A 23007-nucleotide genomic window follows, 5' to 3' on the forward strand; every position below is an offset into this window, starting at 1 on the left:
CATCAATCCACATGACCCAGAACAAGCAACCGACCGGGCCTCACAACCCGGGCGCCGGACCCGCCTGTGCGGGTGCTCCATCCCCTCCGGAATACAGGCAGCCGACCGCCAAAATCTGAACCTGATGAATAATGGCGGCTAACACAGAACTCCTACACAGCACTTGTCTCACAAATTTTTCCGCAATAAAATCAATGCCAAAGACAAGACAAAAGCAAGTTCGATTCTCTCCAGCAGCACCATTTCAACCCATTGAAATGAAATACGGCCCTTGCATCCAAGGACCTTTGGCCGTTCGAAGGTTGCAAACCTGGTAACATACGATCGTTCTCATGGCGGGTAGGGTCAGGCACTTGGTGAATCGCAGCGGGCGCTATCATGCCGGGCTGGTCGTGCCGAAAGACCTGTGTGGAATCGTCGGCAAGACTGGGTTGCGAACGCCTCCGGGCGGCGATTACCGGCAACTCCAGATAAGGCTGAGCCGGCCCATCTGGTAGGGCCTCAGAGCGCGCCGACCCTGCGGCGCGTGCAGCTGCTGCGACGCGTCTGTGAGGCACCGAAGGCGTAGCGAGGAGGAATGCGCGAACCACGGCGAGGAAGGGTCGGGCTGCCGTCCCTCGCCGGGTCCCGCCAAAAAGATTTACCCTAAGTTTACGCTACTTGACAGATTCTGCCGGGAAAACGTGTTATCCTCGGCGCGATGTAAACCTTCCGGACGCGACGACCCGGTTCACGCACGCTCGCGGCGCCGGGCCAACCATGCTTGATCAGACGCACGTCGCAAAATCGGGCCCGCGCCCCCATATTGACTGAACAGGCGTGATAGTCTCCGCCCAAGAAAGGCATCACTCGATGACCATGTTTTCCATGAAGCCACAGTTCAACCTTGCCGAATTCCTCGCGGTGCCCGCCCCCGTGGGTGCGGCCAGATCCCGTAACGCACGGCGCCGCAAAATGCAGTTCCAACCCGGTGCGAAATCTGAAGGTTCAGTCCCGCCGAAGGCCGCTGAAGACACCGAACCGACCGACAAACCGGAATAGGAACCGGGGTGGTGGCGCTCGCGCGTTCCTAAAGACCAAAACAGGCGCTGCCCGCACCAACTTGACAGGTCAGTTTGAGTCTCACGCTATCGTCCTCCAACGCCGACAATCAGCGTCGCGGCGGGGCGAAAATTTCAAGGAATTCGCCTTCGGCAATCTTGCTGCGCCCGGACACCGTCTGCGACGCAGAAGAACGGATCAGGTGGTCGCATCGGGCGACTTGCCCATCGCGCACCAGGCCATTTCGGGAATGTCGCCGATAATGGCTGCGGCCAAGGGCGGCATTGGTGCGGCCAGCGGCGAGAAGGCGGTGGCGAGCGACAGTTCGGAGGCGCGCGCGTATTTCAGCGCCATGTTCCAGGCCACCTGGCCCAGCACGATGGCCACGCCTGCATACAGCCAGATATACTGCCACAGCCGCCGCTCGGAAGGTGCTCGAGGACGGCGTGGCGTTCATTGAGCGGGTCAGGCTGGCTGTCGGCTACGAGGATACTGCCTTCTTCCGACGGATATTCAGGCACCATGGCGGCCTATCGCAGCGGGCAGAGATCATTTCGGCTTGGAAGAGGCTTGTGCTCACGTTCCCCTGGACCCCGGCGGGGTCCAGGGGAACAACCGTCTCAGGCATGGGCGCCTGGCGCTTCGAACAGGATCAGTTCGACCCGCTCATCACCCGCGACATAGGCATCGTGACCTGGCGGAATCTCGAAAAAGTCGCCCCTGGTGATCGGCGTCTCCTCTCCGCTTTCGATCATCCGCACGACGAGCCGGCCCGAGAGGCAGTAGCCGGTGTGATGCATCGGGCAGGTGTCGGGGGAGCCGAGAAGCGGTTTTTCATCCGCCTCCCAGGTCCAGCCGGGCTCGAACACGGCGCGCATGCCGGTGGAGCCTTGCCCGGTCTTGATGATGTCGATGCCGCCACGCTCCTTCATGTCGAGCCGGTCATCGGGGGTCTCGAAGCGACGAATTTCGATGGTAGCTGTCATGTGTTTTCTGCCTTTCTGTGGGCCGGACCCGAAGGGCCGGACCGTTCATATATAGGTGATTTCGGAGTTCAGAGTGTAAAGCATCCCCTCGACCTTGATGCAGGTCTCCGAGTCGTAATTCCAAGAGGCCAGCGTCTTGCAGGATATCCTGCACGACGGCCTCGTCTTTGGCCTCGTCAATCTCCATGTCGCGATGGGTCGCGGTCATGCTCCGATCCCGGTAGCCGTCCGACCGCTGATACTGGCGGCGAGGATTTCGCAGATGTTCGGCGATCAGCCGGAAGCCGGTGGCGTCTCCAGGGCGTTCGGTGAGCGTCACGATCTCCAACTCCCTGGCGAGAGATTGGGGGATTGCTGTTCCTTTTGTCCTTGTCCGCGAGTTCGGTCAGGCGGGGTCGATTTGCGCCGACTTGACTGCCTCTGCGGTCATCGGCTCATCACCCCCGTTCTTGCTGTCAAGCGGCAAACAAGCCACGGCGTTGTGCTGAGCATTGGTCTGAGTTTCACAGGCTCACCACGTGCGGGTGCCAGTTCACCGATCGCCAGAGCATTCAATCGCTAGATCAGCCACCGCACGAGCACGGGCACTATGATGCTGGTGAGCAAGGCATTGAGCGCCATCGCGATGCCGGCATAGGCCCCGGCAGTCGGGTTCACCTGGAATGCGCGCGCCGTTCCGATGCCGTGTGATGCCAGCCCGACGGAGAACCCCCGCGCGCGCCAGTCCTTGATACGCAGCACTGTCATCAGGGGCGTGACGATCACGGCCCCGATGATCCCGGTCAGGATCACCAGCACGGCCGTCAAAGCGGGAAGGCCGCCGACCGCTTCGGATATCCCGAGCGCCACGGGCGCGGTCGTGGATTTGGGGGCGAGCGACAGGATCACCTCGGTCGAAAGACCGAACGCCTGCGCCAGCAGAATGGCCGAGCCTGCCGCCGTCACCGAGCCGGCCAGAAGCGCCAGCAGGATCGGCGCGACGGACTGGCTAATGGTCTCGCGGTTGTCCCATAGCGGCAGCGCCAGCGCGATCGTCGCCGGGCCCAGCAGGAAATGGATGAACTGTGCCCCCTCGAAATAGGTCGCATACTCTGTCTGCGTGACCCAGAGCACCGGCGTGATCATCAGGACCGCGAGGATCACCGGGTTGGCCAATGGATTATTGTCCAGCCGTCGCGCCACCCCGTCAGCGGCAAGATACGCCAGAACGGTCGCGGTCAGCCACAGAAGGGGACTTGTGGACAGATAGCTCCAGAGGTTTGCCACGTCCGTCATGTCGAGCGCCCTTCGGTCAGGCGGCGCACACCAATAAAGGTGCCGACAGCCGCCAGCATGGCCAACAGCGTGGACAGCACAAGCACGACGAGGAGCGCAAACCAATCCTCCGATAGGACCTCCAGATTGCCGATCACACCGACGCCCGCCGGAACGAATAGCAGGGACAGGTTTGCCAGGATGACCGTGATGGTCGCCCGTAGCTGTTCGGCAAGTGCCGGCCTGAGGCGAAGGATGAGAATGAGCAGCGTCAGCCCGATGACGGGGCCGGGGATGGACAGGCCGATGCCGCGGACGATCACCTCTCCGATGAGTTGGCAGACAAGAAGCAGCCCGAGAGTTGGAAGCATGGGAAATACCTTTTCAGGAGCGTGCGCCTGATCTTGGTGACAGCTAAGTCTGCGTGCCACAATCGCATCGCGCAACCAGTAACACTGTTATGCCCGCCGCGCAGGCGCGGCCTGATCTCAATTCAGCCTCCACCGGCCACGGTCAGGCCCAGCAGACGCCAGACCTGCATGCCGCCGCGGTAGTATGAGATCCGCTCGGCGGGGTAGCCGGCCGCGATCATGTTGCGGATCGCCGTCGGGGACTGCCCGCACCAGATCCCGTTGCAGAAGAGTGCGACCCGCTTGGCCTCCGCACAATCCCAGCCGTCGAAATCCGGCTGGCACCCGAGCCGGCCGAGCTCATCGACGACATACGTATAGGGAATGTTGATCGCGCCCGGGATCGTGCCGCCCTGAAACCAGTCAGACGTCCGGCTGTCCACGACAACGGCTTCAGGGTCCTGCAACATCTCCAGAAGCTCGAGTTCCCCGATCGTCGACACACCCGGAGCGGGGACCATCGGCTGTATGCAAAATTCCGGACATGGGCGCGAGGTGCGCGCCCACTCGCCGGTTAGCTCGTGCGACGGATCCTGTATGCGATTAATCACCTGTGGGCCATTCTCGGTCTGAACGGTCGCCTCGGGCATCGATTTCGTGATCCCCACTGTAGGGTCGGCCTGCGCCGACCCGGCGATGAATGCGGCAGCGAAAGCGGTGGCAAGTGTCTTCATTTTGTCCTCCGGTCTGTGCGTTTTTACGCGCGGCGCAAGGGTGTCGGAAAGGGGCACGCCGATCCGGGCTGCGCGAGGCGCGCTCTGGCGTGTTTCCGCGTCTGTCGCCCGCGAGAAGCATAGGGCCACTACCCTGCACGCTCTTTGATCTTGCGCAATGGCCAAGACGGTCGTCCGGCATCTCGATCATCCGCGGGGGCGCTACCTGCTTCATCGGCCTCGGCTTCTCGACCGGTGGCCATGGCCCTGTTGATGGCGTCGAGGCCCCGTCAAGGCATTGTAACCCGGCGCCGCGCATGTAGGGTATGCCCGGGATGTGAAAGGGAGGCAGGCAGATGATCGCAGTGAACCCCGAGAGATTTCTGGCCGATCTGCACCGGCTGCGCGAGTTCGGCGCGGCGGGGGTGGGCAAGGGCGTGGTGCGCCCCGCCTATAGCGAGGCCGACATCGCGGCGCGGGACTGGCTGGCGGGACGGATGCGCGAGGCGGGGCTGGTGCCGCATCTCGATCCGGTGGGCAATCTCTTTGGCCTGGCCGAGGGGCGCTCGATCCTGCTGGGCAGCCATAGCGACAGCCAGCCCGAGGGCGGATGGCTCGACGGGGCGCTGGGAGTGATCGCGGCGCTGGAGGTGGCGCGCGCGAGCGTCGAGGCAGGTGGGCCGCCGGTTTCTGTCGTGTCCTTCCAGGACGAGGAAGGCCGGTTCGGCGTCACCACCGGCAGCGCGATCTGGTCGGGAAACCTGTCGTTGGAGGATGCCGATCGGCAGACCGACCGCGAGGGTGTGCGCTTTGCCGAGGCGCGGGCGGGGATCGCGGAGCGGGCCGGGGATTTCGTCGATCCGGGGCGTTTCACCGGCTTTGTCGAGATGCATATCGAGCAGGGCCCGTGGCTCTATGAGGCGGGCGAGGCGGCGGGCGTGGTCACCGATATCGTCGGCATCCGCGACATGCGGATTACCTACGACGGTGAGCAGAACCACGCCGGCACCACGCCGATGCACCGCCGCCGCGACGCGTTCCAGGGGCTGGCGCGATTCAACGCGCTGCTGAATGACCGGCTGCGCAACGTGGTCACGCCGCAGACGGTGTGGACCATCGGCCATGTCCGGCTGCACCCGGATGCCCATTCCATCGTGCCGGGGCGGGCGGTGTTTTCCATGCAGTGGCGCGACGGCGACGCGGACCGGCTGCGCCGGATGGAAGAGATCATCCGCGACACCGCCGCAGAGGTGGCGCAGGACGCGGGGTTGAGCGTGAGCTTTGGCGACATGCTGGGGCTGGAGCCGATGCCGATGGACGAGACCTTGCGCGACGCGCTGTGCGACAGCGCCGAGGCGGTGGCGCCGGGGCGCTGGCGGCGGATGCAGTCGGGGGCGCTGCACGATGCCACCAACGTGGCGCGGCTGATGCCCGCCGCGATGCTGTTCGTGCCCTCGATCGACGGGATCAGCCATGCATTCGCCGAGGATACCGCCGAGGCCGACCTGGTGACCGGGCTGGAGGTATTGGCCGGGGCGGTGGGGCGTGCCGGGGGGTAATATCGTCACCGTCCGGTGTGACCGGCGGAAGTATGCCGGTCGCGCCCGGCGCGGCATTCAATAATCATCCTTCGTGCCCATCTGTCGGTCAGGACAAGATGGAGAGCGACATGGCACGCGAGCCACAGCGCGACCGCGCCGAAGCCGAGATTCTCTACACCCATCACACGCCGCGCGACATTCGCGACAGGATCGCGTTGCGCGTGGTCAAGACCATGCGCGTCTTTGCCGACGCGTTCTTCTCTGCACGCTACGGGCACCGCGCCGTGGTGCTGGAAACGGTGGCGGCGGTGCCGGGCATGGTCGGCGGCCTGTTGCGGCATCTAAAGGCGGTGCGCCATATCCGCGACGACCAGGGCTGGATCCGCGATCTGCTCGACGAGGCCGAGAACGAGCGCATGCACCTGATGACCTTCATCCATGTCGCGCAGCCGACGCGGGTGGAGCGGCTGCTGATCATGGTGGCGCAGGTCGTGTTCTACAACGTGTTCTTCTTCACCTACCTGTTCGCCCCGCGGATCGCGCATCGCATCGTCGGCTATCTCGAGGAGGAAGCGGTCGTCAGCTACACGGAATACCTGGCCGAGATCGACGCCGGGCGGCAGGAGAACGTGCCCGCCCCGCGGATCGCCATCGACTACTGGGGGCTGCCCGAGGAGGCCCGGCTGCGCGAGGTGGTGATCCGCGTGCGTGCCGACGAGGCACATCACCGCGACACCAACCACGGGTATGCCAACCAGATCATGGAGGGGACCGATCCGTGAGCAGGATCACCCCCAGCGCACATCGCCGAGGAAGATGTAGCCCGCGCCGTAGATCGTCTTGATCAGGCGCGGGTTGCGGGGGTCTTCGCGCAGCTTGGTGCGCAGGCGGGAGATGCGCACATCCATCGCGCGGTCGAAGCTTTCGCCCGCGGCGCCGCCAAGCGCCTCCTGCATCGCCTGACGGGAAATGAGCCGCTTGGGCCGTTCGAGGAACAGCCGCAGCACCTCGCCCTCGGCATGGGAAAAGGGGGTTTCCGCGCCACTGTCATCCTCGAGCACGTAGCGGTCGAAATGCGCGGCCCAACCGTTGAAGTGCGCCACCTCGCCGGTCTGGGTGCTGGGCGTGCCGCGGCGCAGGCGGGCGCGGATGCGGGCCACCACCTCGGCCGGGTCGAACGGTTTTATGATGTAGTCGTCGGCCCCAAGCTCCAGCCCGGTCACGCGGTCCTGCACCTGCGCGCGGCCCGAGATGATGATCACCGTCGCCCCCTGTTCCAGCGCCAGCCGGTGCACGAGGCCGAGCCCGTCGCGGTCGGGCAATGACAGGTCGACGAGGCAGACATCGGGGCTCGCCTGCCTGAGCGCCGCCTCGAACTCGGTCGCGCGGCCGAACGCCATGGTGCGAAAGCCTGCCTCCTCCAGCGCCTCGGCGAGCATGGTGCGGATCGCGGGCTCATCATCGAGGATCGTCACGAGGGGGGCGTTCGCGGGGGCGGTCATGGGCGGTCTCCGGTGGAAAGGGCGGCGTCGAGCTGCGCGGCGGTGAACGGCTTGCGCAGGACCGGGGCCACGTCTGCAGCGGCGCGGTGGAGCGGGTCGTCGGGCGGCAGCGAGGTCATCAGCACCAGCGGACAGTCGCCGGGACGGGGCAGACGCGCGAGGTCGATGCCGGTGGCGCTGCCCTCCAGCACGATATCCGACAGGATGGCGGAAATTTCGGGCAGGTCGGCGAGAATGTCGGCGGCCTCGGCCACGCTCGCCGCCTCGATCACGCTGTGGCCCGCGCCGCGCAGCATATCGCGCAAGGCCGAGCGCAGGTCGGGGCTGTCCTCGACCAGCAGCACGAGGCCGGGGGGGCGCGCGTCGCCCGCGGGGCGAAGCGGCAGGCGCAGGGTGACGCGCCCGCCGGCATCGGTGTTGCCCAGGATGATGCGCCCGCCGGCGAGCTTGGTCATGTCGTAGACCATCGACAGGCCGAGCCCCGAGCCCTCGCCGCCCTTGGTGGTGAAGAACGGGTCGAGCGCGTGGTCGAGCGCCTCGGGCGAGAAGCCCGGGCCGGTGTCGCCGACGGTGAATTCCAGCCATGTTTCCTTCACCGGGCGGACGGTGAGGGTGACCCGGCCACGGCTGCCGCAGGCATCGCGGGCGTTGAGCACGAGGTTCAGCAGCGAATCCTGCAACATACCCGCGTCGAGCAGGTAGCGCCCCCCTGCCCCTTGCGTGTCGATGGCGAAGCTGATCCCCGAGGGCAGCGCCGAGCGCGCCAGCGTGTCGAGATCGGCGAGGAAGGCTGCGAGATCGGTGGGCACCGGCTCGTGCTCGCGCGGGCCGGTCATGTCGGCGATGCGACCGAGCAATCCGCCGCCGCGCCGTGCCGCCGCCAGCGTGGCGTCGATCAGTTCGCGCGCCTCGGCAGGCACCCCCATCCGCGCCAGTCGCGACTGCATGCCAAGGATGATCGTCAGCAGGTTGGAGAAATCATGCGCGAGGCCGGAGGTGAGCTGCGCCGCCATCTCGCGCCGCTTGGTCTGTTGCAGCGCGGCGCGCGCCTGGCTCTCGCGGGTGATATCCATCGACAGGATATAGACGCCACCCGAGATCGGGTCGGGCGTGAGCGCCACGCGGATGCGATGCGAGCTTGGCGGGTGGGTGAACTCGAACACCGAGGGTTCGCCCGCGTAGGCACGATCGAGGTGCGGGCCGATCACCGCCCATGTCCCGGGGTCGAACACATCGGCGGCGTCCACGCCGATCGGGTCGGTGCGCGTGCCCGGCATCACCGAGGTCAGCCTTCGGTTGGAATAGGTATAGCGGCGGTCGTGCCCGACATGGGCGATATGGGCGGGCATCATCTCGGCGGTCAGCCGCGTGCGCGCCTCGGCCTCGGTGATCTGGCGCTTGGCCTCTTCGAGCGCGGTGATGGTGGCCTGAAGCTCGCGGTTGGCGGTGGCGAGGTCCTCGGAATAGGCGAGTATCTGGTCCGACAGTTCCTCTGACCGGGCGCGCAGCAGCGCCTCCTGCCGCTTGGCGGGGGTGATGTCGGTATAGACCGTCACCCACCCGCCCTGCGGCAGCGGCGTGCCCTCGACGCTGATGGTGCGGCCATTGGCGCGGGTGCGCTCCATGTAATGCGGCTCGAAGGCGCGGGCGGTCTCGACCCGCTCGGCGACGAAATCCTCCACGCAACCCACGTCGCCGTAATCTCCGCGCCGGGCGAGGTAGCGGATGGTGGCGGCAAAATCCGCGCCGGGCGTCACCAGCGCGTCGGGCAGGGCGAACATTTCCTGGAAGCGGCGGTTGCAGACGGCCAGCCGCAGGTCGCGGTCATAGATGGTGAGCGCCTGCTGGATGAGGTTCAGCCCGGCCATCGTCATGGCATCGTGGTCGGTCGGCATGGGGGCTAGTCTCCGGGGTGCGAGGCGGGGGTGTTCCCCCGCGCGGAACAAGGCGAGCCTGCACGCCGCCGCGCGAGCGTCCGACCGCCCGCACGGGCGGGCGCGCGGCTCATCGCCGGATACCAGGAGGTTTGCGTGCCCACCAAGCCATACCCCTCATCCTGTCCCTACCCCCTCTCCCCTAGCACCGCGCGCGGGGGGCGCAAAGACCGTTCCCGCGCGGTAACAATTCGTAAGGATTGCGACATGTTCAGGAAAAAGTTGACCGCCAGCAATATTCGCGCACCCTTGAGGCAATAAGAATCGCGCACAGGGGCGCGGCCCGCATGGAGGATGCGGGCATAAGGGAGGAGAGAAATTTGGCACAGCCGTCACCAGCGGCGGATGGGGCGCGCTCCATTCCGGCGCTCTTGCAACGCAACGCCAGCCGTTTCGCGGGCCGCCACGCCTATCGCGAAAAGGAATACGGCATCTGGCAGACCTGGACCTGGGCCGAGGCCGAGAAGGAAATCGAGGCGCTGGCGCTGGGGCTGATAAACCTGGGCGTGGACGAGGGCGATTTCATCGCCATCATCGGGCGCAACCGGCCGCATTTCTACTGGTCCATGGTTGCCGCGCAATCGGTGGGCGCGATTCCCGTGCCGCTCTACCAGGATGCCGCTGCCGACGAGATGGCCTATGTCATGGACCATTGCGGCGCGCGTTTTGCGATCGTCGAGGACCAGGAGCAGGTCGACAAGCTGATCGAGGTGCAGGAACGCCTGCACCAGCTTGAGCACATCATCTATATCGACCCCAGGGGTCTGCGCAAATACGACCACCACAAGCTGCACCGCTTCATCGACATTCAGGAGCAGGGGCGCGCGGCCCATTACGAATTCATCGAGGATCTCAAGGCGCGGCGCGACAAGCTCGATTACGGCAGCGTGTGCGTGATGCTCTATACCTCGGGCACCACGGGCAAGCCCAAGGGCGTGGTGCTGAGCAATCGCAACATCATCGAGGCGTCGAAATCCTCGGCGGAATTCGACAACCTGAGCAAGGACGAAGAGGTGCTCGCCTACCTGCCGATGGCATGGGTGGGCGATTTCATCTTTTCCATCGGGCAGGCCTATTGGTGCGGGTTCTGCGTCAACTGCCCGGAATCGCCCGAGACCATGCAGACCGACCTGCGCGAGATCGGGCCGACCTATTACTTTGCCCCGCCGCGCGTGTTCGAGACGCAGCTTACCAACGTGATGATCCGCATGGAGGATGCCAGCCGGTTCAAGAAATGGCTGTTCGACCACTTCATGGCCGTCGCGCGCCGGGTGGGCCCCGACATCCTCGATGGCAAGCAGGTCGGCGGCATGGACCGGTTGCGCTATGCCTTGGGCAACGTGTTCGTCTATGGCCCGCTGAAGGACACGCTGGGCCTGGGCCGGGTGCGGGTGGGCTATACCGCGGGCGAGGCAATCGGGCCGGAAATCTTCGATTTCTACCGCTCGCTCGGCATCAACCTCAAGCAGCTCTACGGCCAGACCGAAGCTAGCGTTTTCATCACCCTGCAACCCGATGGCGAGGTGCGCAGCGACACGGTGGGCGTTCCGGCACCGGGTGTGGAGGTTCGCATCGGCGACAATGGCGAGGTCTATTATCGCGGGGCCGGCACGTTCGAGTATTACTACAAGAACGAGGAAAGCACGAAGAAGACCAAGGACGCGGAAGGCTGGGTCGCCACCGGCGACGCCGGCTTCTTCGAGGAGGGATCGGGCCACCTGCGGATCATCGACCGCGCCAAGGACGTCGGAAAAATGGCCGATGGCAAGCTGTTCGCGCCGAAATACGTGGAGAACAAGCTCAAGTTCTACCCCAACATCCTAGAGGCGGTGGTGTTCGGCAATGATCGCTCTGAATGCACCGCCTTCGTCAATATCGACCTGGCGGCGGTGGGCAACTGGGCCGAGCGCAACAATATCGGCTATGCCTCGTATCAAGAGCTGGCCGGGCACCCGCAGGTGCTCGAGATGATCCGCGACCATGTCGAGGAGGTGAACCGCTCTCTCGCCGACGACCCGATGCTGTCGCATTGCCAGGTGCACCGCTTCCTCGTGCTGCACAAGGAGCTGGATGCCGACGATGGCGAGATGACCCGCACGCGCAAGGTGCGCCGCGGCGTGATTTCCGAGAAGTTCGAGGACCTGCTGGTGGCGCTCTATGACGGGTCCGAGGAGGTCTACACCACCACCGAAGTGACCTACGAGGACGGGCGCAAGGGCAGCATCAGCGCAACGCTAAAGATCGTGCCGGTGCAGGTTGCGGTGGAGCAGACAGCGAAGGTGGCGGCGGAATGAAGGACATGGACGCAGAGGGCTACACCACCGAGGACGGCCGCAAGATCGGCGGCGTGCTGATGGAGATGCGCAACATCACCCTGCGGTTCGGCGGGGTGGTGGCGATCGAGGATATCAGTTTCGATATCCGCGAGGGCGAGATCCGCGCGATCATCGGGCCCAACGGCGCGGGCAAGTCGTCGATGCTCAACGTGATCAGCGGCTTCTACAACCCGCAGGAGGGCGAGGTCTGGTACAAGGGGGCAAAGCGCCCGCACATGAAGCCCTACCAGGTGGCTCAACAGGGCATCGCGCGCACCTTTCAGAATATCGCGCTGTTCGAGGGGATGACCGTGCTCGACAACGTCATGACCGGCCGCATCCGGCAGATGAGCGCGGGGCTGTTCGCGCAGGCGCTATGGAAGGGCCGCGCGGAAGCCGAGGAAACCGAGAACCGCGCGGCAGTGGAGAAGGTCATCGACTTTCTCGAAATCCAGCACATCCGCAAGACGCCGGTGGGGCGCCTGCCCTATGGCCTGAAAAAGCGGGTGGAGCTTGCCCGCGCGCTGGCCGCCGAGCCGTCGATCCTGTTGCTGGACGAGCCGATGGCGGGGATGAACGTCGAGGAAAAGGAGGACATGAGCCGCTTCATCCTCGACGTGAACGACGAGTTCGGCACCACCATCGCGCTGATCGAGCACGACATGGGCGTGGTGATGGACCTGTCCGACCGGGTCGTGGTGATGGATTACGGCAAGAAGATCGGCGACGGCTCGCCCGACGAGGTGCGCAAGAACCAGGCGGTGATCGACGCCTACCTGGGGGTGGCGCATGATTAAGGCGCTCGGCCTCGCGCTCCTGCTGCCCGGCGCGGCCCATGCCGGGGCGTGGGCGGATTTCGAGACGCGCTGCCTGTCGGCGCTGGAAAGCCAGGTGCCGCCGGTGGTGGCCGGGCTGGGAACGGGCGCGCGTGACGGGGATGTCGTGCGCTACGCGCTGACCGAGGGTCGAACCCTCGCGGTCGAAACCGCCCCCGCCGACGGGATGCGGGCCTGCGCGGTACGCGACCCCGAGGGCGCGCCGGTGCCAGGGTTCGACACCTGGATCGCGGCGTCGGTGGAGGCGGGGCGCTATGTGCCCGTGGCCACGGGCCGCTGGCACAGCCACCTGTGGATCGAGCCGGTGCTCGAAGTGCAGAAAACCAATGCGGACCGGGGCATCACCCTGCGGATCGTGGAGACATACCTTGAAGCCTGACACGACGCGAGCGCGCGCAATGGGAGAGGAGGCAGACCATGCCTGACCAGTTGATTTTCGCGATGGAGGTGTTTCTCAACGGCCTCATGGCCGGGGTGCTCTACGCGCTCGTGGCGCTGGGCTTCGTGCTGATCTTCAAGGCGAGCGGCATCTTCAATTTCGCGCAAGGGGTGCTCGCGCTCTTTGCCGCGCTGACGCTGGTGGGGATCATGGACGGGCAGGTGCCCTTCGCGCATCTCATCAATGCCGTTTTCGGCACCGAGGTCCATCATTTCGGCTGGCATGTCCCGGCGCTGGCCGCGATCCTGCTGACGATGGTGGTGATGGTGGTGCTGGCCTGGGCGGTCAACCATTTCATCTTTCGCCACCTCGTCGGACAAGAGCCGATCATCCTGTTCATGGCCACCATCGGCCTTGCCTATTTCCTCGAAGGGTTCGGCGACATCATGTGGGGCGCCGACATCAAGAAGCTCGATGTGGGCCTGCCGCAGGGCATCAACACGGTGATTGACGAGGTCACCTACGGTATCTTCGGCTACGGGTTCTTTATCGACAATCTCGACCTGTGGGCGACATTCGTAGCGGCGCTTCTGGTGATCGCGCTGGTGATCTTCGCGCAGTATTCCAAGCATGGCCGGGCCATGCGCGCGGTGGCCGACGACCATCAGGCGGCGCTGTCGGTGGGTGTGTCGCTCAACTTCATCTGGGTAATGGTGTGGTCGCTGGCGGGTTTTGTCGCGCTGGTCGCGGGTATCATGTGGGGCACGAAATCGGGCGTGCAGTTCTCGCTGTCGCTGATCGCGCTCAAGGCACTGCCGGTGCTGATGCTGGGCGGGTTCACGTCGATCCCCGGCGCCATCGTCGGCGGCCTCATCATCGGGGTAGGCGAGAAGCTGTTCGAGTTCGCCATCGGCCCGATGGTGGGGGGCGCAACAGAGAACTGGTTCGCTTACGTGCTGGCGCTTCTTTTCCTCGTCTTCCGGCCGCAAGGTTTGTTCGGCGAGAAGATCATCGAGAGGGTGTAGGGGTATGCAGAAACTGATTGCCATCCTCAACGTGATCGCCTGGGCCGGGTTCTGGGCCTTCGGCTACCTCGCGCTGACGGCGCGGGTCGATCATACCGGGCAGATGGTCACCGCGGCGCTGCTCGCCGCGTTGGGAGGGGGCGTGGGGATGCTCGCCTTCTTCTGGCTGGTGCGCCACTCCGAGGCGACGGGATATGCCAAGCCCGCCAACCGCGCCGAGAAGCGCGACGACGACGAAATCCATGGGGAGGTTCTCTGAGATGTTTTACCGCGAGGCTGGAGATTTCAAGACCTCCTATACCGACGACAGCCAGACCTTCCCGATCAAGTTCGACCGCTACCGCTATTACGCGGTGCTGGTGGCGGCCTTTGCCGTGGTGCCCCTGGTCATCGACGATTACTGGGTGAACGCGGTGTTCCTGCCGTTCCTGATCTACGCGATCGCGGCGATCGGGCTGAATATCCTCGTGGGCTATTGCGGGCAGGTCAGCCTCGGCACTGGCGGGTTCATGGCGGTGGGGGCCTATGCGGTCTACAAGCTGATGACGGCCTTTCCCGAGGTGAGCATCTTCTTCCACGTCATCATCGCGGGCGGGATCACGGCGGCGGTCTGCGTGCTATTCGGCCTGCCATCCCTGCGGATCAAGGGGTTCTACCTTGCGGTGGCGACGCTGGCGGCGCAGTTCTTCCTTGTGTGGCTGTTCAACCGGGTGCCGTGGTTCTACAACTATTCGGCCTCGGGCCAGATCAGCGCGCCCGAGCGCACCATCGCCGGCGTTCCGATCACCGGGGCGGAAACCGCGCCGTGGGCGGCCTATCTCTTTTGCCTCGTCTTCGTGACGGCCTCGGCGCTCATCGCTCGCAACCTGACGCGCGGCATGGCGGGGCGCAAGTGGATGGCCATCCGCGACATGGACATCGCCGCCGAGATCATCGGGGTGAACCCGCTCAAGGCCAAGCTGTCGGCCTTTGCCGTCTCGGGCTTTTTCGTGGGTATCTCGGGCGCGCTGTTCTTTGCCGTCTATCTGGGTGCTGTCGAGGTGGGCGAGGCGTTCGGCATCAACAAGTCGTTCCTGGTGCTGTTCATGGTCATCATCGGCGGGCTCGGCTCGATCTTTGGCAGCTTTGCGGGGGCGGCGTTCCTCGTGCTCTTGCCGGTCCTGCTGAAGAACACGCTGGTGGGCACGCTCGGCTGGCCGACGGACCTCGCCGCGCATCTCGAACTGATGATCGTGGGTTCGCTGATCATCGTGTTTCTGGTGGCCGAGCCGCACGGGCTGGCGCAACTGTGGCGCGTGGCGAAGGAGAAACTGAGGCTTTGGCCCTTCCCGCACTAGGGCGGGCCATCGGTGGGTTGGCACCCACCCTACGCGATTGGGCGCAGGAGATCGCGTTCAAGGAAAGACATCGGATAAACCAAGGGAGGATAAGACCGATGAAACAGAAACTCATGGCAACCGCGCTGGCGGCTGCGATGGTGGCAGGACCGGCGCTCGCCGATCTGACCATCGTCGATACCAGCTATCGCACCGGCCCCTATGCCGCGAACGGCATCCCGTTTTCGGACGGCTACCAGGATTATTTCACGCTGCTGAACGAGCGTGACGGCGGTATCGGCGGGGAAAAGATCAACCTCGTGGAATGCGAGACCGGCTACAACACCGAGAAGGGCGTCGAGTGCTACGAAGCCACCAAGGGCGAAGGCGGCGGCGCGCTGGTCTATCAGCCGCTCTCGACCGGCATCACCTATCAGCTCATTCCCAAGGCCACCGCCGACGGCATCCCGCTTCACACGATGGGCTACGGGCGCACCTCGGCCAAGAACGGCTCGGTGTTCAAGTGGGTGTTCAACTATCCGGCCAACTACTGGGACGGGGCGAGCCACGCCATCACCCATATCCTCAACGAGAATGGCGGTGATATCAGCGGGCGCAAGATCGCGCTGGTCTATCACAACTCTGCCTATGGCAAGGAGCCGATCCGGACGCTCGAAGAGCTGTCGAAAAAGCACGGCTTCGAGTTGATGCTGCTGCCGGTGGATCACCCCGGCCAGGAGCAGAAGTCGCAATGGCTCCAGATCCGCCGCGAAAAGCCCGACAACGTGATCATGTGGGGCTGGGGCGTGATGAACCAGGTCGCCATCCAGGAGGCCGTCAACATCCGCTTTCCGATGGACCAGTTCATCGGCATCTGGTGGTCCGGCTCCGAGAACGACGTGAAGGCGGCGGGCGACAAGGCCAACGGCTACAAGGCGCTGACCTTCCACAACCTCGGCGACGACTACCCCGTCTATGACGACATCCAGAAGCACGTCGTCGACTCCGGCAACGCCGCCGGCGCGGGCGACCAGATCGGCACCGTGCTCTATAACCGGGGCATGTATGCCGCGATGCTGGCCGCCGAGGCGATCAAGACCGCGCAGGAGATGCACGGCGTGAGCGCCATCAACGCGGCCCAGATGCGCGACGGCATGGAGAACCTCGAAATGACCGAAGAGAAGATGGCCGCGCTGGGCCTTCCGAACTTTGGCCCCGAGTTTACCGTGTCCTGCGAGAACCACGGCGGTAACGGCTATGGGGCCGTGTCGCAGTGGAATGCCGAGGCGGGCGAGTTCGAGCTGATCACCGACTACTACCAGTCGGACCAGGAGATCATCTCGGCGCTGGTGGCCGAGGATTCCAAGCAGTTCGCCGAAGAGAACGGCATCGAACCGGGCTGCTGAAGCCATCACCATGTCCGGTCGCCGCACCCTGCGGCGGCCGGACGATCTGAGTATTTTTGCCAAGAAGAAACCGGGACGCGTGCCCTGAAACGGGGCTGGCGCGGCCTGATGAAACGGAGCCTGGGCGATGCTGGATGCAGGAAAGACCGACGAGGCGCTTCTCGAGGTCAACAATATCGAGGTGATCTACAACCATGTGATCCTCGTGCTGAAGGGCGTCAGCCTCAAGGTGCCCAAGGGCGGGATCACCGCGCTTCTGGGCGGCAACGGCGCGGGCAAGACCACCACGCTCAAGGCCATTTCCAACCTGCTGAAATCCGAGCGCGGCGAGGTCACCAAGGGCGCGATCCGCTATCGCGGCGAGCGGGTGCAGGATTTGCTGCCCTCCGATCTCGTGAAGATGGGGGTGGTCCAGGTGATGGAGGGACGGCACTGTTTCGAGCACCTGACCATCGAGGAAAACCTGCTGACCGGGGCCTATACCCGCGGCATTGGCCGGGCCGAGCTCGATGCCGATCTCGAGATGGTTTATGACTATTTCCCGCGCCTCAAGGAGCGCCGCCGCAGCCAAGCGGGCTATACCTCGGGCGGCGAGCAGCAAATGTGCGCGATCGGCCGCGCGCTGATGGCGCGGCCCGAGACGATCCTGCTGGACGAGCCGTCGATGGGGCTGGCGCCGCAACTGGTGGAACAGATTTTCGAGATCGTGAAGTCGCTGAACGAAAAGGAGGGATATACCTTCCTTCTGGCCGAGCAGAACACCAACGTGGCGCTGCGGTTCGCGCATCACGGCTATATCCTGGAATCCGGGCGCGTGGTGATGGACGGCCCCGCCGCCGCGCTGCGCGAGAACCCGGACGTCAAGGAATTCTATCTCGGCGTGTCCGACGAGGGGCGCAAATCGTTCCGCGACGTGCGCAGCTATCGCCGTCGCAAGCGGTGGCTGAGCTGAGGAGGATCAGCCTTGCAACAACTCGGCCCGCATCTCCTCGATCAGATCGAGCGCCTCGGCCCGCGTGTTGCGGATGTTGGAGCGGAAGCCCTGGCTCTCGGCGCGCAGGCGGATGTCCTGCTCGGTTTCCGAACCCGCGGCATACCGCGCCGATCCAAGCGATGCCGCCTCGTTGAGCCGCTTGCCGCGATGCGCGTAGCGCACCCATGCCGCGGGCAGGATCCGGCAACCGTTGAGGTTGACGAGGAAGAACCACTTGCGCTCGGTGTCCCGGATGCGGGCCTCGATATGGTCGTAGACGTGATCGACATCGCGCCCGTGATGGAAGGTGAAATCCGAGAAATCCGCCTCCATGATGCGCCGCGCGGGATCGAAGCTGATCCGGCGCGCGATCTCTTCGTCGCTGTGGCTGGGGGGGCGGATCACGCGCTTGCGCCGCGTGCTGGGAAAACCGGCGAGACGCTCGAGCGCGGCCTCGCGGGTCAGGCACAGGTTGGGGTCGAAGGTCTCGGTATCGGCGGCGCGTTCGATCTGGCGGCGGGTGTCGTCGGAGGCGTCGAACCGCACCGAGCCCATCGAATGCGCGTAGTTGAGCGCGCGGCCGCGGCGCGAATAGGCGATCCATGCCGCCGGGTCGATGCGGGTGCCGTTGAGGTTGACGAGAAAGAACCAGAGGTCTTCGCCGGTGTCGCCGATGCGTGCCTCGAGCCGGTCATAGACCCGGTTGACGGTGGCGGAATCCTCGAAATGGAGCCCCGAGAAATCGGCCTCCATCACCTGGATGTCAGGGTGAAAGGCGATCCGGCGGTCGAGTGCGGCATCGTCGAGCGCCTCGGGCGCGTCTGTCGGGGGCGTCATGGCGGGCCTCGGGCAAGATATGCGTTCGGTATACAAAAGAGCACCGTTTATGCGCCGAACGCCGGTTTCAAACAATTGGTCAAGCTGTCGCAACGTAAGGCGGCAGGCAGAGGATGACGCGATGACCCAGTATTTCGACGAGTTGGAGACGCGCAGCAGCGCGGCACGAGCCGAGGCGCTGGCGCGCGCCCTGCCCGAACAGATCGCCCGCGCGCAAGCCCTGCCCGGCTATGCCGGCGCCCTCGACGGGGTCGAAGCGGCGCGCGTCACGGATGCGGGTGCGCTCGCCACGCTGCCGGTGCTGCGCAAGTCCGATTTGGGGCGCGCGCAGGGCGCGGCGGCCCCCTTCGGCGGGCTGACCGCGCGGCCCGCGCATGGTTTCGCCCACATCTTTCAGTCGCCCGGCCCGATCTACGAACCGGGCGGCGACAGCCATGACTGGTGGCGCGTGGGCCGTTTCCTGCATGCCTGCGGCGTGGGACAAGGCGATATCGTGCAGAACTGTTTCGGCTATCACCTGACGCCCGCCGGCATGATCTTCGAGAACGGTGCGCGGGCGGTGGGCGCGGCGGTGCTGCCTGCGGGCACCGGGCAGACCGAGTTGCAGGCGCGCGCGGCGCATGACGTGGGCGTGACTACCTATGCCGGGACACCCGATTACCTGAAGGTGATCCTCGACAAGGCCGAGGAGATGGGCCTGGCGCTGAACATCACCAAGGCGGCGGTGGGGGGCGGCGCGCTGTTTCCGTCGCTGCGGCAGGAATACGCGGATCGCGGCATCGCCTGCCTGCAATGCTATGCCACCGCCGACCTGGGCAATATCGCCTATGAAAGCGCCGCGCAGGACGGGATGATCGTGGACGAGGGCGTGATCGTCGAGATCGTGCGCCCCGGCACCGGCGACCCGGTCCCGCATGGCGAGGTCGGCGAGGTGGTGGTGACCACGCTCAACCCCGATTATCCGCTGATCCGCTTTGCCACCGGCGACCTGAGCGCGGTGATGGAGGGGACAAGCCCGTGCGGGCGCACCAACATGCGCATCAAGGGCTGGATGGGCCGCGCCGACCAGACCACCAAGATCAAGGGCATGTTCGTGCGCCCCGAGCAGGTGGCCGCACTGGTGGCGCGTCATGACGGGATCGGGCGCGCCCGCGTGATCGCCAGCCGCGAGGGCGAGGCGGACGTGATGACCGTGCGGATCGAGGCCACGGGCGGTGAGGCCGATCACTATGCCGGGGCGGTGAGCGAGGTGCTCAAGCTCAAGGGCCGGATCGAGATCGTGCCGCCGGGCAGCCTGCCCAATGATGGCAAGGTGATCGAGGATTTGCGCAGTTACGAGTGAGTTTGTAGGGTGAAGGTATGGTGCAACGTAAACTTTTCTCGGCGGTCTTGTGGCTCTGCGTGCTGGCTGGGCCATCGCTTGCCGCCGATCTGGCGCTGATCCTCGATACCCGTGCGCAGGGTGACCGGCGCTCGGCGGTGGCGTTCGACCCGGGCGCGGCGCTGGAGCAGGCCGGGTTCGAGGTGGTCGCCCCCAAGGGCGAGGGTATCGCGCCGCTGCGCGCCGCCGCGCTCGATCTCGAGGCACGGATCACGGCGGGCGAGGTGGCGCGGCTGGTGATCCTCGCCGCCGGAGAGATGGCCGGGGACGGGCAGGATAGCTGGCTGTTGCCGGAGGGTGTGGGCACGGTCTCGCGACTGCGGATCGGCGCGGCGGGGCTGTCGGTCAATGCGCTCTCGGCGATTGCCGGGGCGGTGGAGGGACCCGCCGTGCTGGTTCTGGCACCTGAGGAGGGCGAAGCGGCGGGCACGGGGCTGATACCGGGGCTGTCGGGATTTTCCGAGGTGCCGGGCGTGACCTATGCCATCGGCCCGCGCAAGGGCATCGCCGCGCTGCTGGGCGGACCCTTGCTCGCCCCCGGGACGAGCTTTGCCGGGGTGGCGCGCGCGGCACCGGACGACGTCATCCTGTCGGGCAACCTGTCGGGCGAGATGGGTCTGATGGGGCCGGGGCCGGACATGGTGCCCGAGGCGCAACTGGCCGAGGCGCGCGAGGACGGTTTCTGGCAGGCGGTCGAGACGCTGGACACGGTGGCGGCCTATGACGCCTATATCGCCGCCTATCACGAGGGGCGTTACCTGGGCGAAGCGCAGGAGCGCCGCGACTGGCTGCGAGACGCGCCCGAGCGTGAGGCGCGCGCCGCCGAAGAGGCGCTGGACCTGACCCGGGCGGACCGCCGGGACGTGCAGCGGTGGCTGGCGGTGCTGGGGTTCTACGAGCGGGGCATCGACGGGATTTTCGGACGCGGCACGCGCGGCGCGATCGCCGACTGGCAGGAACAGGCAGGCGTGGCGCCGACCGGCTATCTGGATCGCAACGACCTTGCGCGGCTGCGCGCGGACGCGACCGCCCGTCAGCGCGAGATCGAAGAGGAAGAGCGCCGGCAGCAGATGCAGGAGGAGCGCCGCGACCGCGCGTACTGGCGCGACACCGGGCGCGGCGAGGACGAGGCGGGGCTGCGCGCCTATCTCGACCGCTACCCCGAGGGGCTTTTCGCCGAGACCGCGCGCGCCCGGCTCGACGAGATCGAAGAGGCCCGGCGCGACGTGGCCGACCGGGCGGCGCGCGCCGACTGGCAGGCCGCACGCGAGGCCGACACGGCCGAGGCCTATGCCGCCTTCCTGCGTGATCACCCCGAAAGCCGCTTTGCCGAGGAGGCGCGTGCGCGGCTCGATGAAATCGAGCAGGGCCGCGCCGAGAACGAGGCCATCGCGCAGGCGCGTGAGGAGGAGCGGATTTATGCCGGGGCCGAGGTGGTGCGTATCCTGATCGAGCGCCGGCTGGCGCAGGTCGGGGCCGAACCAGGGCCGGTAGACGGCCGGTTCACCGAGGAGACGCGCGCGGCGATCCGCCGATTCCAGCGCCATCGCGGCCTGCCGGTTACGGGCCATGTCTCGCAGGCGACAGCGGCGGCGCTGATGGGGATGCGCTGAGCGGCGTCAGGTAAAGCGGTTGGCGTCATAGGGGGCGAGATCCAGATTGGGGCGCTTGCCGCCGATCAGGTCGGCCACCATGCGCCCGGTGCGCGGCCCCGCCGTCAGCCCGACATGCTGATGCCCGAAGGCGGCAAAGACGCCCGTCGCGCCGATCTCGCCGATCAGCGGCAGGCTGTCGGGGGTCGAGGGGCGCGGCCCCATCCATTCCTCTGCCGTCTCGAACCGCAAATCGGGAAAGACGCGGGCGATCTCGCGCCGGATCATGGCAAAGGGCGCGCGCGACGGCGGTGCGTCCGGATCGCCCAGTTCGACCGTGCCTGCGCAGCGCAACCCGGTGGCCATCGGCGTCACCGCGAACTTGCCCCGCGCCATCATCAGCGGCTGGCGCGGCAGGGCCGAGGGCTGGGCGAGGTGCAGGTGATAGCCGCGCTCGGCGGCCAGCGGCACCTTGAGGCCGAGTTTCTTCATCAGCGGCCCGGACCAAACCCCCGCCGCCAGCACCGCCGCGTCGCAGGCCAAGGGGCCCTGATCGGTCAGCACCTGCGTGATGCGCCCGTCGGCGAGGGTGACATCGCGCGCCTCAGCTTGCAGGTACCGCCCGCCTTCGGCCTGAAAGACGGCTGCGAGATCGGCCATGTAGGCGCCGGGATCGCGCACATGCCCCTGCCCGCGCAACATCGCGAGGCATCCGATGGCGGGGCCTGCGAGCGGCTCCGCCTCCTGCACCGCCGCGCCCTCGATCACCTCGGGGATGAACCCCGCCTCGCGCTTGGCCTGCCAGCCATAGGCATCGGCCTCATAGGCGGCGCGGCTGTCATAGGCATAGGCGAGATCGCTGGTCGCGAGCCATTTCTCGGCCTCGGTGCCGCGCACCAGCGCGCGGTGCTGATCGACGCTGTCGGTGACCAGCGGGATCAGCCCCCGGGTCATGCGCGCGGCATCGCGCGGGTTGGCGTTGCGCGCGAATTGCCACAGCCACGGGGCAAGGCGCGGCAGGTCGCGCCAGCGCAGCCAGAGCGGCGCGCCGGGATTGGCGAGGTACTTGAGCGCCGTGGTCAGAATGCCCGGCGTGTTGACCGGCACGATGGCCCATTGCGCCATCAGCCCGGCATTGCCCTGCGATGCCCCGGCGCCGGGCGCATCGCGGTCGATGAGCGTGACACGGTGGCCCGCACGGGTAAGCCATATGGCCGAGGCGAGACCACAGATGCCGGCGCCGATGACGACGATGGTGCGGGTATGGCTCATGCGCGCGGGGCTCCTTCGGGGGATAGTGCGCCGCCAAGGAAGCCCAGCCCGCGCGCCGGTGCAAGCCCTGTCATGACACAGGGGTGGAAATGGGGTGGAGCGGACGTTGAACGTCAAGCGCTGAGCCGCGCCTCGCATGTCCGCGGGCAGGCGATCCGACGGTTTTTCAGTGCGCTTTATTTCTGCTTTCCCGCAAAAGATTTAGTCGGCGCGCTGGCTTTACCATATCGCCTGTCCGTCACGCCAAAGGCGTGCCGATACAGGTTGGCGCACCTCCGGTGCGACGGGCGGACATGCGATGGCGCAACGGGCTTCGCCCTTGAATCCGCGCCGGGACCAAATCCCAAAGACCAC

23 protein-coding genes are annotated in these 23007 nt (G+C 65.9%); 13 read left to right on the top strand and 10 right to left on the bottom strand.

Annotated elements, in window-relative coordinates:
* Positions 1-852: 852 nt before the first annotated feature.
* Complete coding sequence (locus AC13D8_RS12065) at positions 853-1041, top strand: hypothetical protein (protein WP_482969048.1); 189 nt, start codon at positions 853-855, stop codon at positions 1039-1041.
* Between the two features lie 198 nt (positions 1042-1239).
* Here AC13D8_RS12065 and AC13D8_RS12070 read toward each other — a convergent pair whose 3' ends face one another.
* From AC13D8_RS12070 to AC13D8_RS12095, 6 genes are all read right to left on the bottom strand, one after another.
* Positions 1240-1428 carry a hypothetical protein gene (locus AC13D8_RS12070; protein WP_482969049.1) on the bottom strand — a complete coding sequence of 63 codons (189 nt, stop codon included), beginning with the start codon at positions 1426-1428 and terminating at the stop codon, positions 1240-1242.
* Between the two features lie 233 nt (positions 1429-1661).
* On the bottom strand, positions 1662-2027 hold the full coding sequence (locus tag AC13D8_RS12075) for a cupin domain-containing protein (protein WP_482969050.1): 366 nt from the start codon (positions 2025-2027) through the stop codon (positions 1662-1664).
* Positions 1984-2346, bottom strand: a complete 363-nt coding sequence (locus AC13D8_RS12080) for a hypothetical protein (protein ID WP_482969051.1) — start codon at positions 2344-2346, stop codon at positions 1984-1986. The genes AC13D8_RS12075 and AC13D8_RS12080 overlap by 44 nt, the downstream gene beginning before the upstream one ends.
* A gap of 239 nt (positions 2347-2585) precedes the next feature.
* Positions 2586-3302 (bottom strand): LrgB family protein, encoded by a 717-nt coding sequence (locus tag AC13D8_RS12085; RefSeq protein WP_482969052.1) that lies wholly within the window; start codon positions 3300-3302, stop codon positions 2586-2588.
* The gene (locus tag AC13D8_RS12090) at positions 3299-3652 is read right to left on the bottom strand and encodes a CidA/LrgA family protein (RefSeq protein WP_129432578.1); all 354 of its coding nucleotides are present in this window, start codon (positions 3650-3652) and stop codon (positions 3299-3301) included. The genes AC13D8_RS12085 and AC13D8_RS12090 overlap by 4 nt, the downstream gene beginning before the upstream one ends.
* Before the next feature lie 122 nt (positions 3653-3774).
* Entirely contained in the window at positions 3775-4365 is a 591-nt protein-coding gene (locus AC13D8_RS12095) for a rhodanese-like domain-containing protein (RefSeq protein WP_482969053.1), read from the bottom strand.
* A gap of 335 nt (positions 4366-4700) precedes the next feature.
* Here AC13D8_RS12095 and AC13D8_RS12100 point away from each other — a divergent pair, with 335 nt between their 5' ends.
* Together AC13D8_RS12100 and AC13D8_RS12105 are read left to right on the top strand one after the other, a co-directional pair.
* Positions 4701-5903 (top strand): hydantoinase/carbamoylase family amidase, encoded by a 1203-nt coding sequence (locus AC13D8_RS12100; RefSeq protein ID WP_482969054.1) that lies wholly within the window; start codon positions 4701-4703, stop codon positions 5901-5903.
* Between the two features lie 110 nt (positions 5904-6013).
* Complete coding sequence (locus tag AC13D8_RS12105) at positions 6014-6667, top strand: alternative oxidase (RefSeq protein WP_129432581.1); 654 nt, start codon at positions 6014-6016, stop codon at positions 6665-6667.
* A 6-nt stretch (positions 6668-6673) separates the two neighbouring features.
* Here AC13D8_RS12105 and AC13D8_RS12110 read toward each other — a convergent pair whose 3' ends face one another.
* On the bottom strand, positions 6674-7387 hold the full coding sequence (locus AC13D8_RS12110) for a response regulator transcription factor (RefSeq protein WP_129432582.1): 714 nt from the start codon (positions 7385-7387) through the stop codon (positions 6674-6676).
* Positions 7384-9282: a hybrid sensor histidine kinase/response regulator gene (locus tag AC13D8_RS12115; RefSeq protein ID WP_482969055.1), complete on the bottom strand. Its 1899-nt coding sequence runs from the start codon at positions 9280-9282 to the stop codon at positions 7384-7386. Before AC13D8_RS12115 ends, AC13D8_RS12110 begins: the two co-directional genes overlap by 4 nt.
* A gap of 359 nt (positions 9283-9641) precedes the next feature.
* Between AC13D8_RS12115 and AC13D8_RS12120 the strand changes: the two genes are divergently transcribed.
* The 8 genes from AC13D8_RS12120 (at position 9642) to AC13D8_RS12155 (ending at position 17550) form a co-directional block, all read left to right on the top strand.
* Positions 9642-11615, top strand: a complete 1974-nt coding sequence (locus tag AC13D8_RS12120; protein ID WP_482969056.1) for an AMP-binding protein — start codon at positions 9642-9644, stop codon at positions 11613-11615.
* Entirely contained in the window at positions 11612-12433 is an 822-nt protein-coding gene (locus AC13D8_RS12125) for an ABC transporter ATP-binding protein (RefSeq protein WP_482969057.1), read from the top strand. Before AC13D8_RS12120 ends, AC13D8_RS12125 begins: the two co-directional genes overlap by 4 nt.
* Positions 12426-12851 (top strand): hypothetical protein, encoded by a 426-nt coding sequence (locus AC13D8_RS12130; protein ID WP_482969058.1) that lies wholly within the window; start codon positions 12426-12428, stop codon positions 12849-12851. The genes AC13D8_RS12125 and AC13D8_RS12130 overlap by 8 nt, the downstream gene beginning before the upstream one ends.
* Positions 12852-12889: 38 nt before the next feature.
* Entirely contained in the window at positions 12890-13876 is a 987-nt protein-coding gene (locus AC13D8_RS12135) for a branched-chain amino acid ABC transporter permease (RefSeq protein ID WP_482969059.1), read from the top strand.
* A 4-nt stretch (positions 13877-13880) separates the two neighbouring features.
* The gene (locus tag AC13D8_RS12140; RefSeq protein ID WP_129432588.1) at positions 13881-14135 is read left to right on the top strand and encodes a hypothetical protein; all 255 of its coding nucleotides are present in this window, start codon (positions 13881-13883) and stop codon (positions 14133-14135) included.
* Between the two features lies 1 nt (position 14136).
* The gene (locus tag AC13D8_RS12145; RefSeq protein ID WP_129432589.1) at positions 14137-15213 is read left to right on the top strand and encodes a branched-chain amino acid ABC transporter permease; all 1077 of its coding nucleotides are present in this window, start codon (positions 14137-14139) and stop codon (positions 15211-15213) included.
* 98 nt (positions 15214-15311) lie between these two features.
* Entirely contained in the window at positions 15312-16598 is a 1287-nt protein-coding gene (locus AC13D8_RS12150) for an ABC transporter substrate-binding protein (RefSeq protein WP_482969060.1), read from the top strand.
* 127 nt (positions 16599-16725) lie between these two features.
* Positions 16726-17550, top strand: coding sequence for an ABC transporter ATP-binding protein (locus AC13D8_RS12155; protein WP_129432591.1), 825 nt, complete (start codon positions 16726-16728; stop codon positions 17548-17550).
* Positions 17551-17556: 6 nt separating this feature from the next.
* Here AC13D8_RS12155 and AC13D8_RS12160 read toward each other — a convergent pair whose 3' ends face one another.
* On the bottom strand, positions 17557-18408 hold the full coding sequence (locus tag AC13D8_RS12160; RefSeq protein ID WP_482969061.1) for a hypothetical protein: 852 nt from the start codon (positions 18406-18408) through the stop codon (positions 17557-17559).
* A gap of 121 nt (positions 18409-18529) precedes the next feature.
* On the opposite strand from AC13D8_RS12160, the gene AC13D8_RS12165 reads away from it, so the two are divergent.
* Positions 18530-19750, top strand: coding sequence for a phenylacetate--CoA ligase family protein (locus AC13D8_RS12165; RefSeq protein ID WP_482969062.1), 1221 nt, complete (start codon positions 18530-18532; stop codon positions 19748-19750).
* Positions 19751-19770: 20 nt separating this feature from the next.
* Positions 19771-21402, top strand: coding sequence for a peptidoglycan-binding protein (locus AC13D8_RS12170; protein WP_482969063.1), 1632 nt, complete (start codon positions 19771-19773; stop codon positions 21400-21402).
* A 6-nt stretch (positions 21403-21408) separates the two neighbouring features.
* Here AC13D8_RS12170 and AC13D8_RS12175 read toward each other — a convergent pair whose 3' ends face one another.
* Complete coding sequence (locus AC13D8_RS12175) at positions 21409-22653, bottom strand: NAD(P)/FAD-dependent oxidoreductase (RefSeq protein ID WP_482969064.1); 1245 nt, start codon at positions 22651-22653, stop codon at positions 21409-21411.
* Positions 22654-23007: the final 354 nt, after the last annotated feature.

It is taken from the genome of Roseovarius sp. B-10 (assembly GCF_056859295.1).

Excerpts from the sequence above, each read along its gene's own strand:
- AC13D8_RS12165 (WP_482969062.1), top strand. The coding sequence starts at position 18,530 with ATGACCCAGTATTTCGACGAGTTGGAGACGCGCAGCAGCGCGGCACGA.
- AC13D8_RS12090 (WP_129432578.1), bottom strand. The coding sequence starts at position 3,652 with ATGCTTCCAACTCTCGGGCTGCTTCTTGTCTGCCAACTCATCGGAGAG.
- AC13D8_RS12125 (WP_482969057.1), top strand. The coding sequence starts at position 11,612 with ATGAAGGACATGGACGCAGAGGGCTACACCACCGAGGACGGCCGCAAG.
- AC13D8_RS12085 (WP_482969052.1), bottom strand. The coding sequence starts at position 3,302 with ATGACGGACGTGGCAAACCTCTGGAGCTATCTGTCCACAAGTCCCCTT.
- AC13D8_RS12160 (WP_482969061.1), bottom strand. The coding sequence starts at position 18,408 with ATGACGCCCCCGACAGACGCGCCCGAGGCGCTCGACGATGCCGCACTC.
- AC13D8_RS12115 (WP_482969055.1), bottom strand. The coding sequence starts at position 9,282 with ATGCCGACCGACCACGATGCCATGACGATGGCCGGGCTGAACCTCATC.
- AC13D8_RS12155 (WP_129432591.1), top strand. The coding sequence starts at position 16,726 with ATGCTGGATGCAGGAAAGACCGACGAGGCGCTTCTCGAGGTCAACAAT.
- AC13D8_RS12095 (WP_482969053.1), bottom strand. The coding sequence starts at position 4,365 with ATGAAGACACTTGCCACCGCTTTCGCTGCCGCATTCATCGCCGGGTCG.
- AC13D8_RS12130 (WP_482969058.1), top strand. The coding sequence starts at position 12,426 with ATGATTAAGGCGCTCGGCCTCGCGCTCCTGCTGCCCGGCGCGGCCCAT.
- AC13D8_RS12100 (WP_482969054.1), top strand. The coding sequence starts at position 4,701 with ATGATCGCAGTGAACCCCGAGAGATTTCTGGCCGATCTGCACCGGCTG.
- AC13D8_RS12065 (WP_482969048.1), top strand. The coding sequence starts at position 853 with ATGACCATGTTTTCCATGAAGCCACAGTTCAACCTTGCCGAATTCCTC.
- AC13D8_RS12175 (WP_482969064.1), bottom strand. The coding sequence starts at position 22,653 with ATGAGCCATACCCGCACCATCGTCGTCATCGGCGCCGGCATCTGTGGT.
- AC13D8_RS12075 (WP_482969050.1), bottom strand. The coding sequence starts at position 2,027 with ATGACAGCTACCATCGAAATTCGTCGCTTCGAGACCCCCGATGACCGG.
- AC13D8_RS12110 (WP_129432582.1), bottom strand. The coding sequence starts at position 7,387 with ATGACCGCCCCCGCGAACGCCCCCCTCGTGACGATCCTCGATGATGAG.
- AC13D8_RS12135 (WP_482969059.1), top strand. The coding sequence starts at position 12,890 with ATGCCTGACCAGTTGATTTTCGCGATGGAGGTGTTTCTCAACGGCCTC.
- AC13D8_RS12105 (WP_129432581.1), top strand. The coding sequence starts at position 6,014 with ATGGCACGCGAGCCACAGCGCGACCGCGCCGAAGCCGAGATTCTCTAC.
- AC13D8_RS12140 (WP_129432588.1), top strand. The coding sequence starts at position 13,881 with ATGCAGAAACTGATTGCCATCCTCAACGTGATCGCCTGGGCCGGGTTC.
- AC13D8_RS12145 (WP_129432589.1), top strand. The coding sequence starts at position 14,137 with ATGTTTTACCGCGAGGCTGGAGATTTCAAGACCTCCTATACCGACGAC.
- AC13D8_RS12150 (WP_482969060.1), top strand. The coding sequence starts at position 15,312 with ATGAAACAGAAACTCATGGCAACCGCGCTGGCGGCTGCGATGGTGGCA.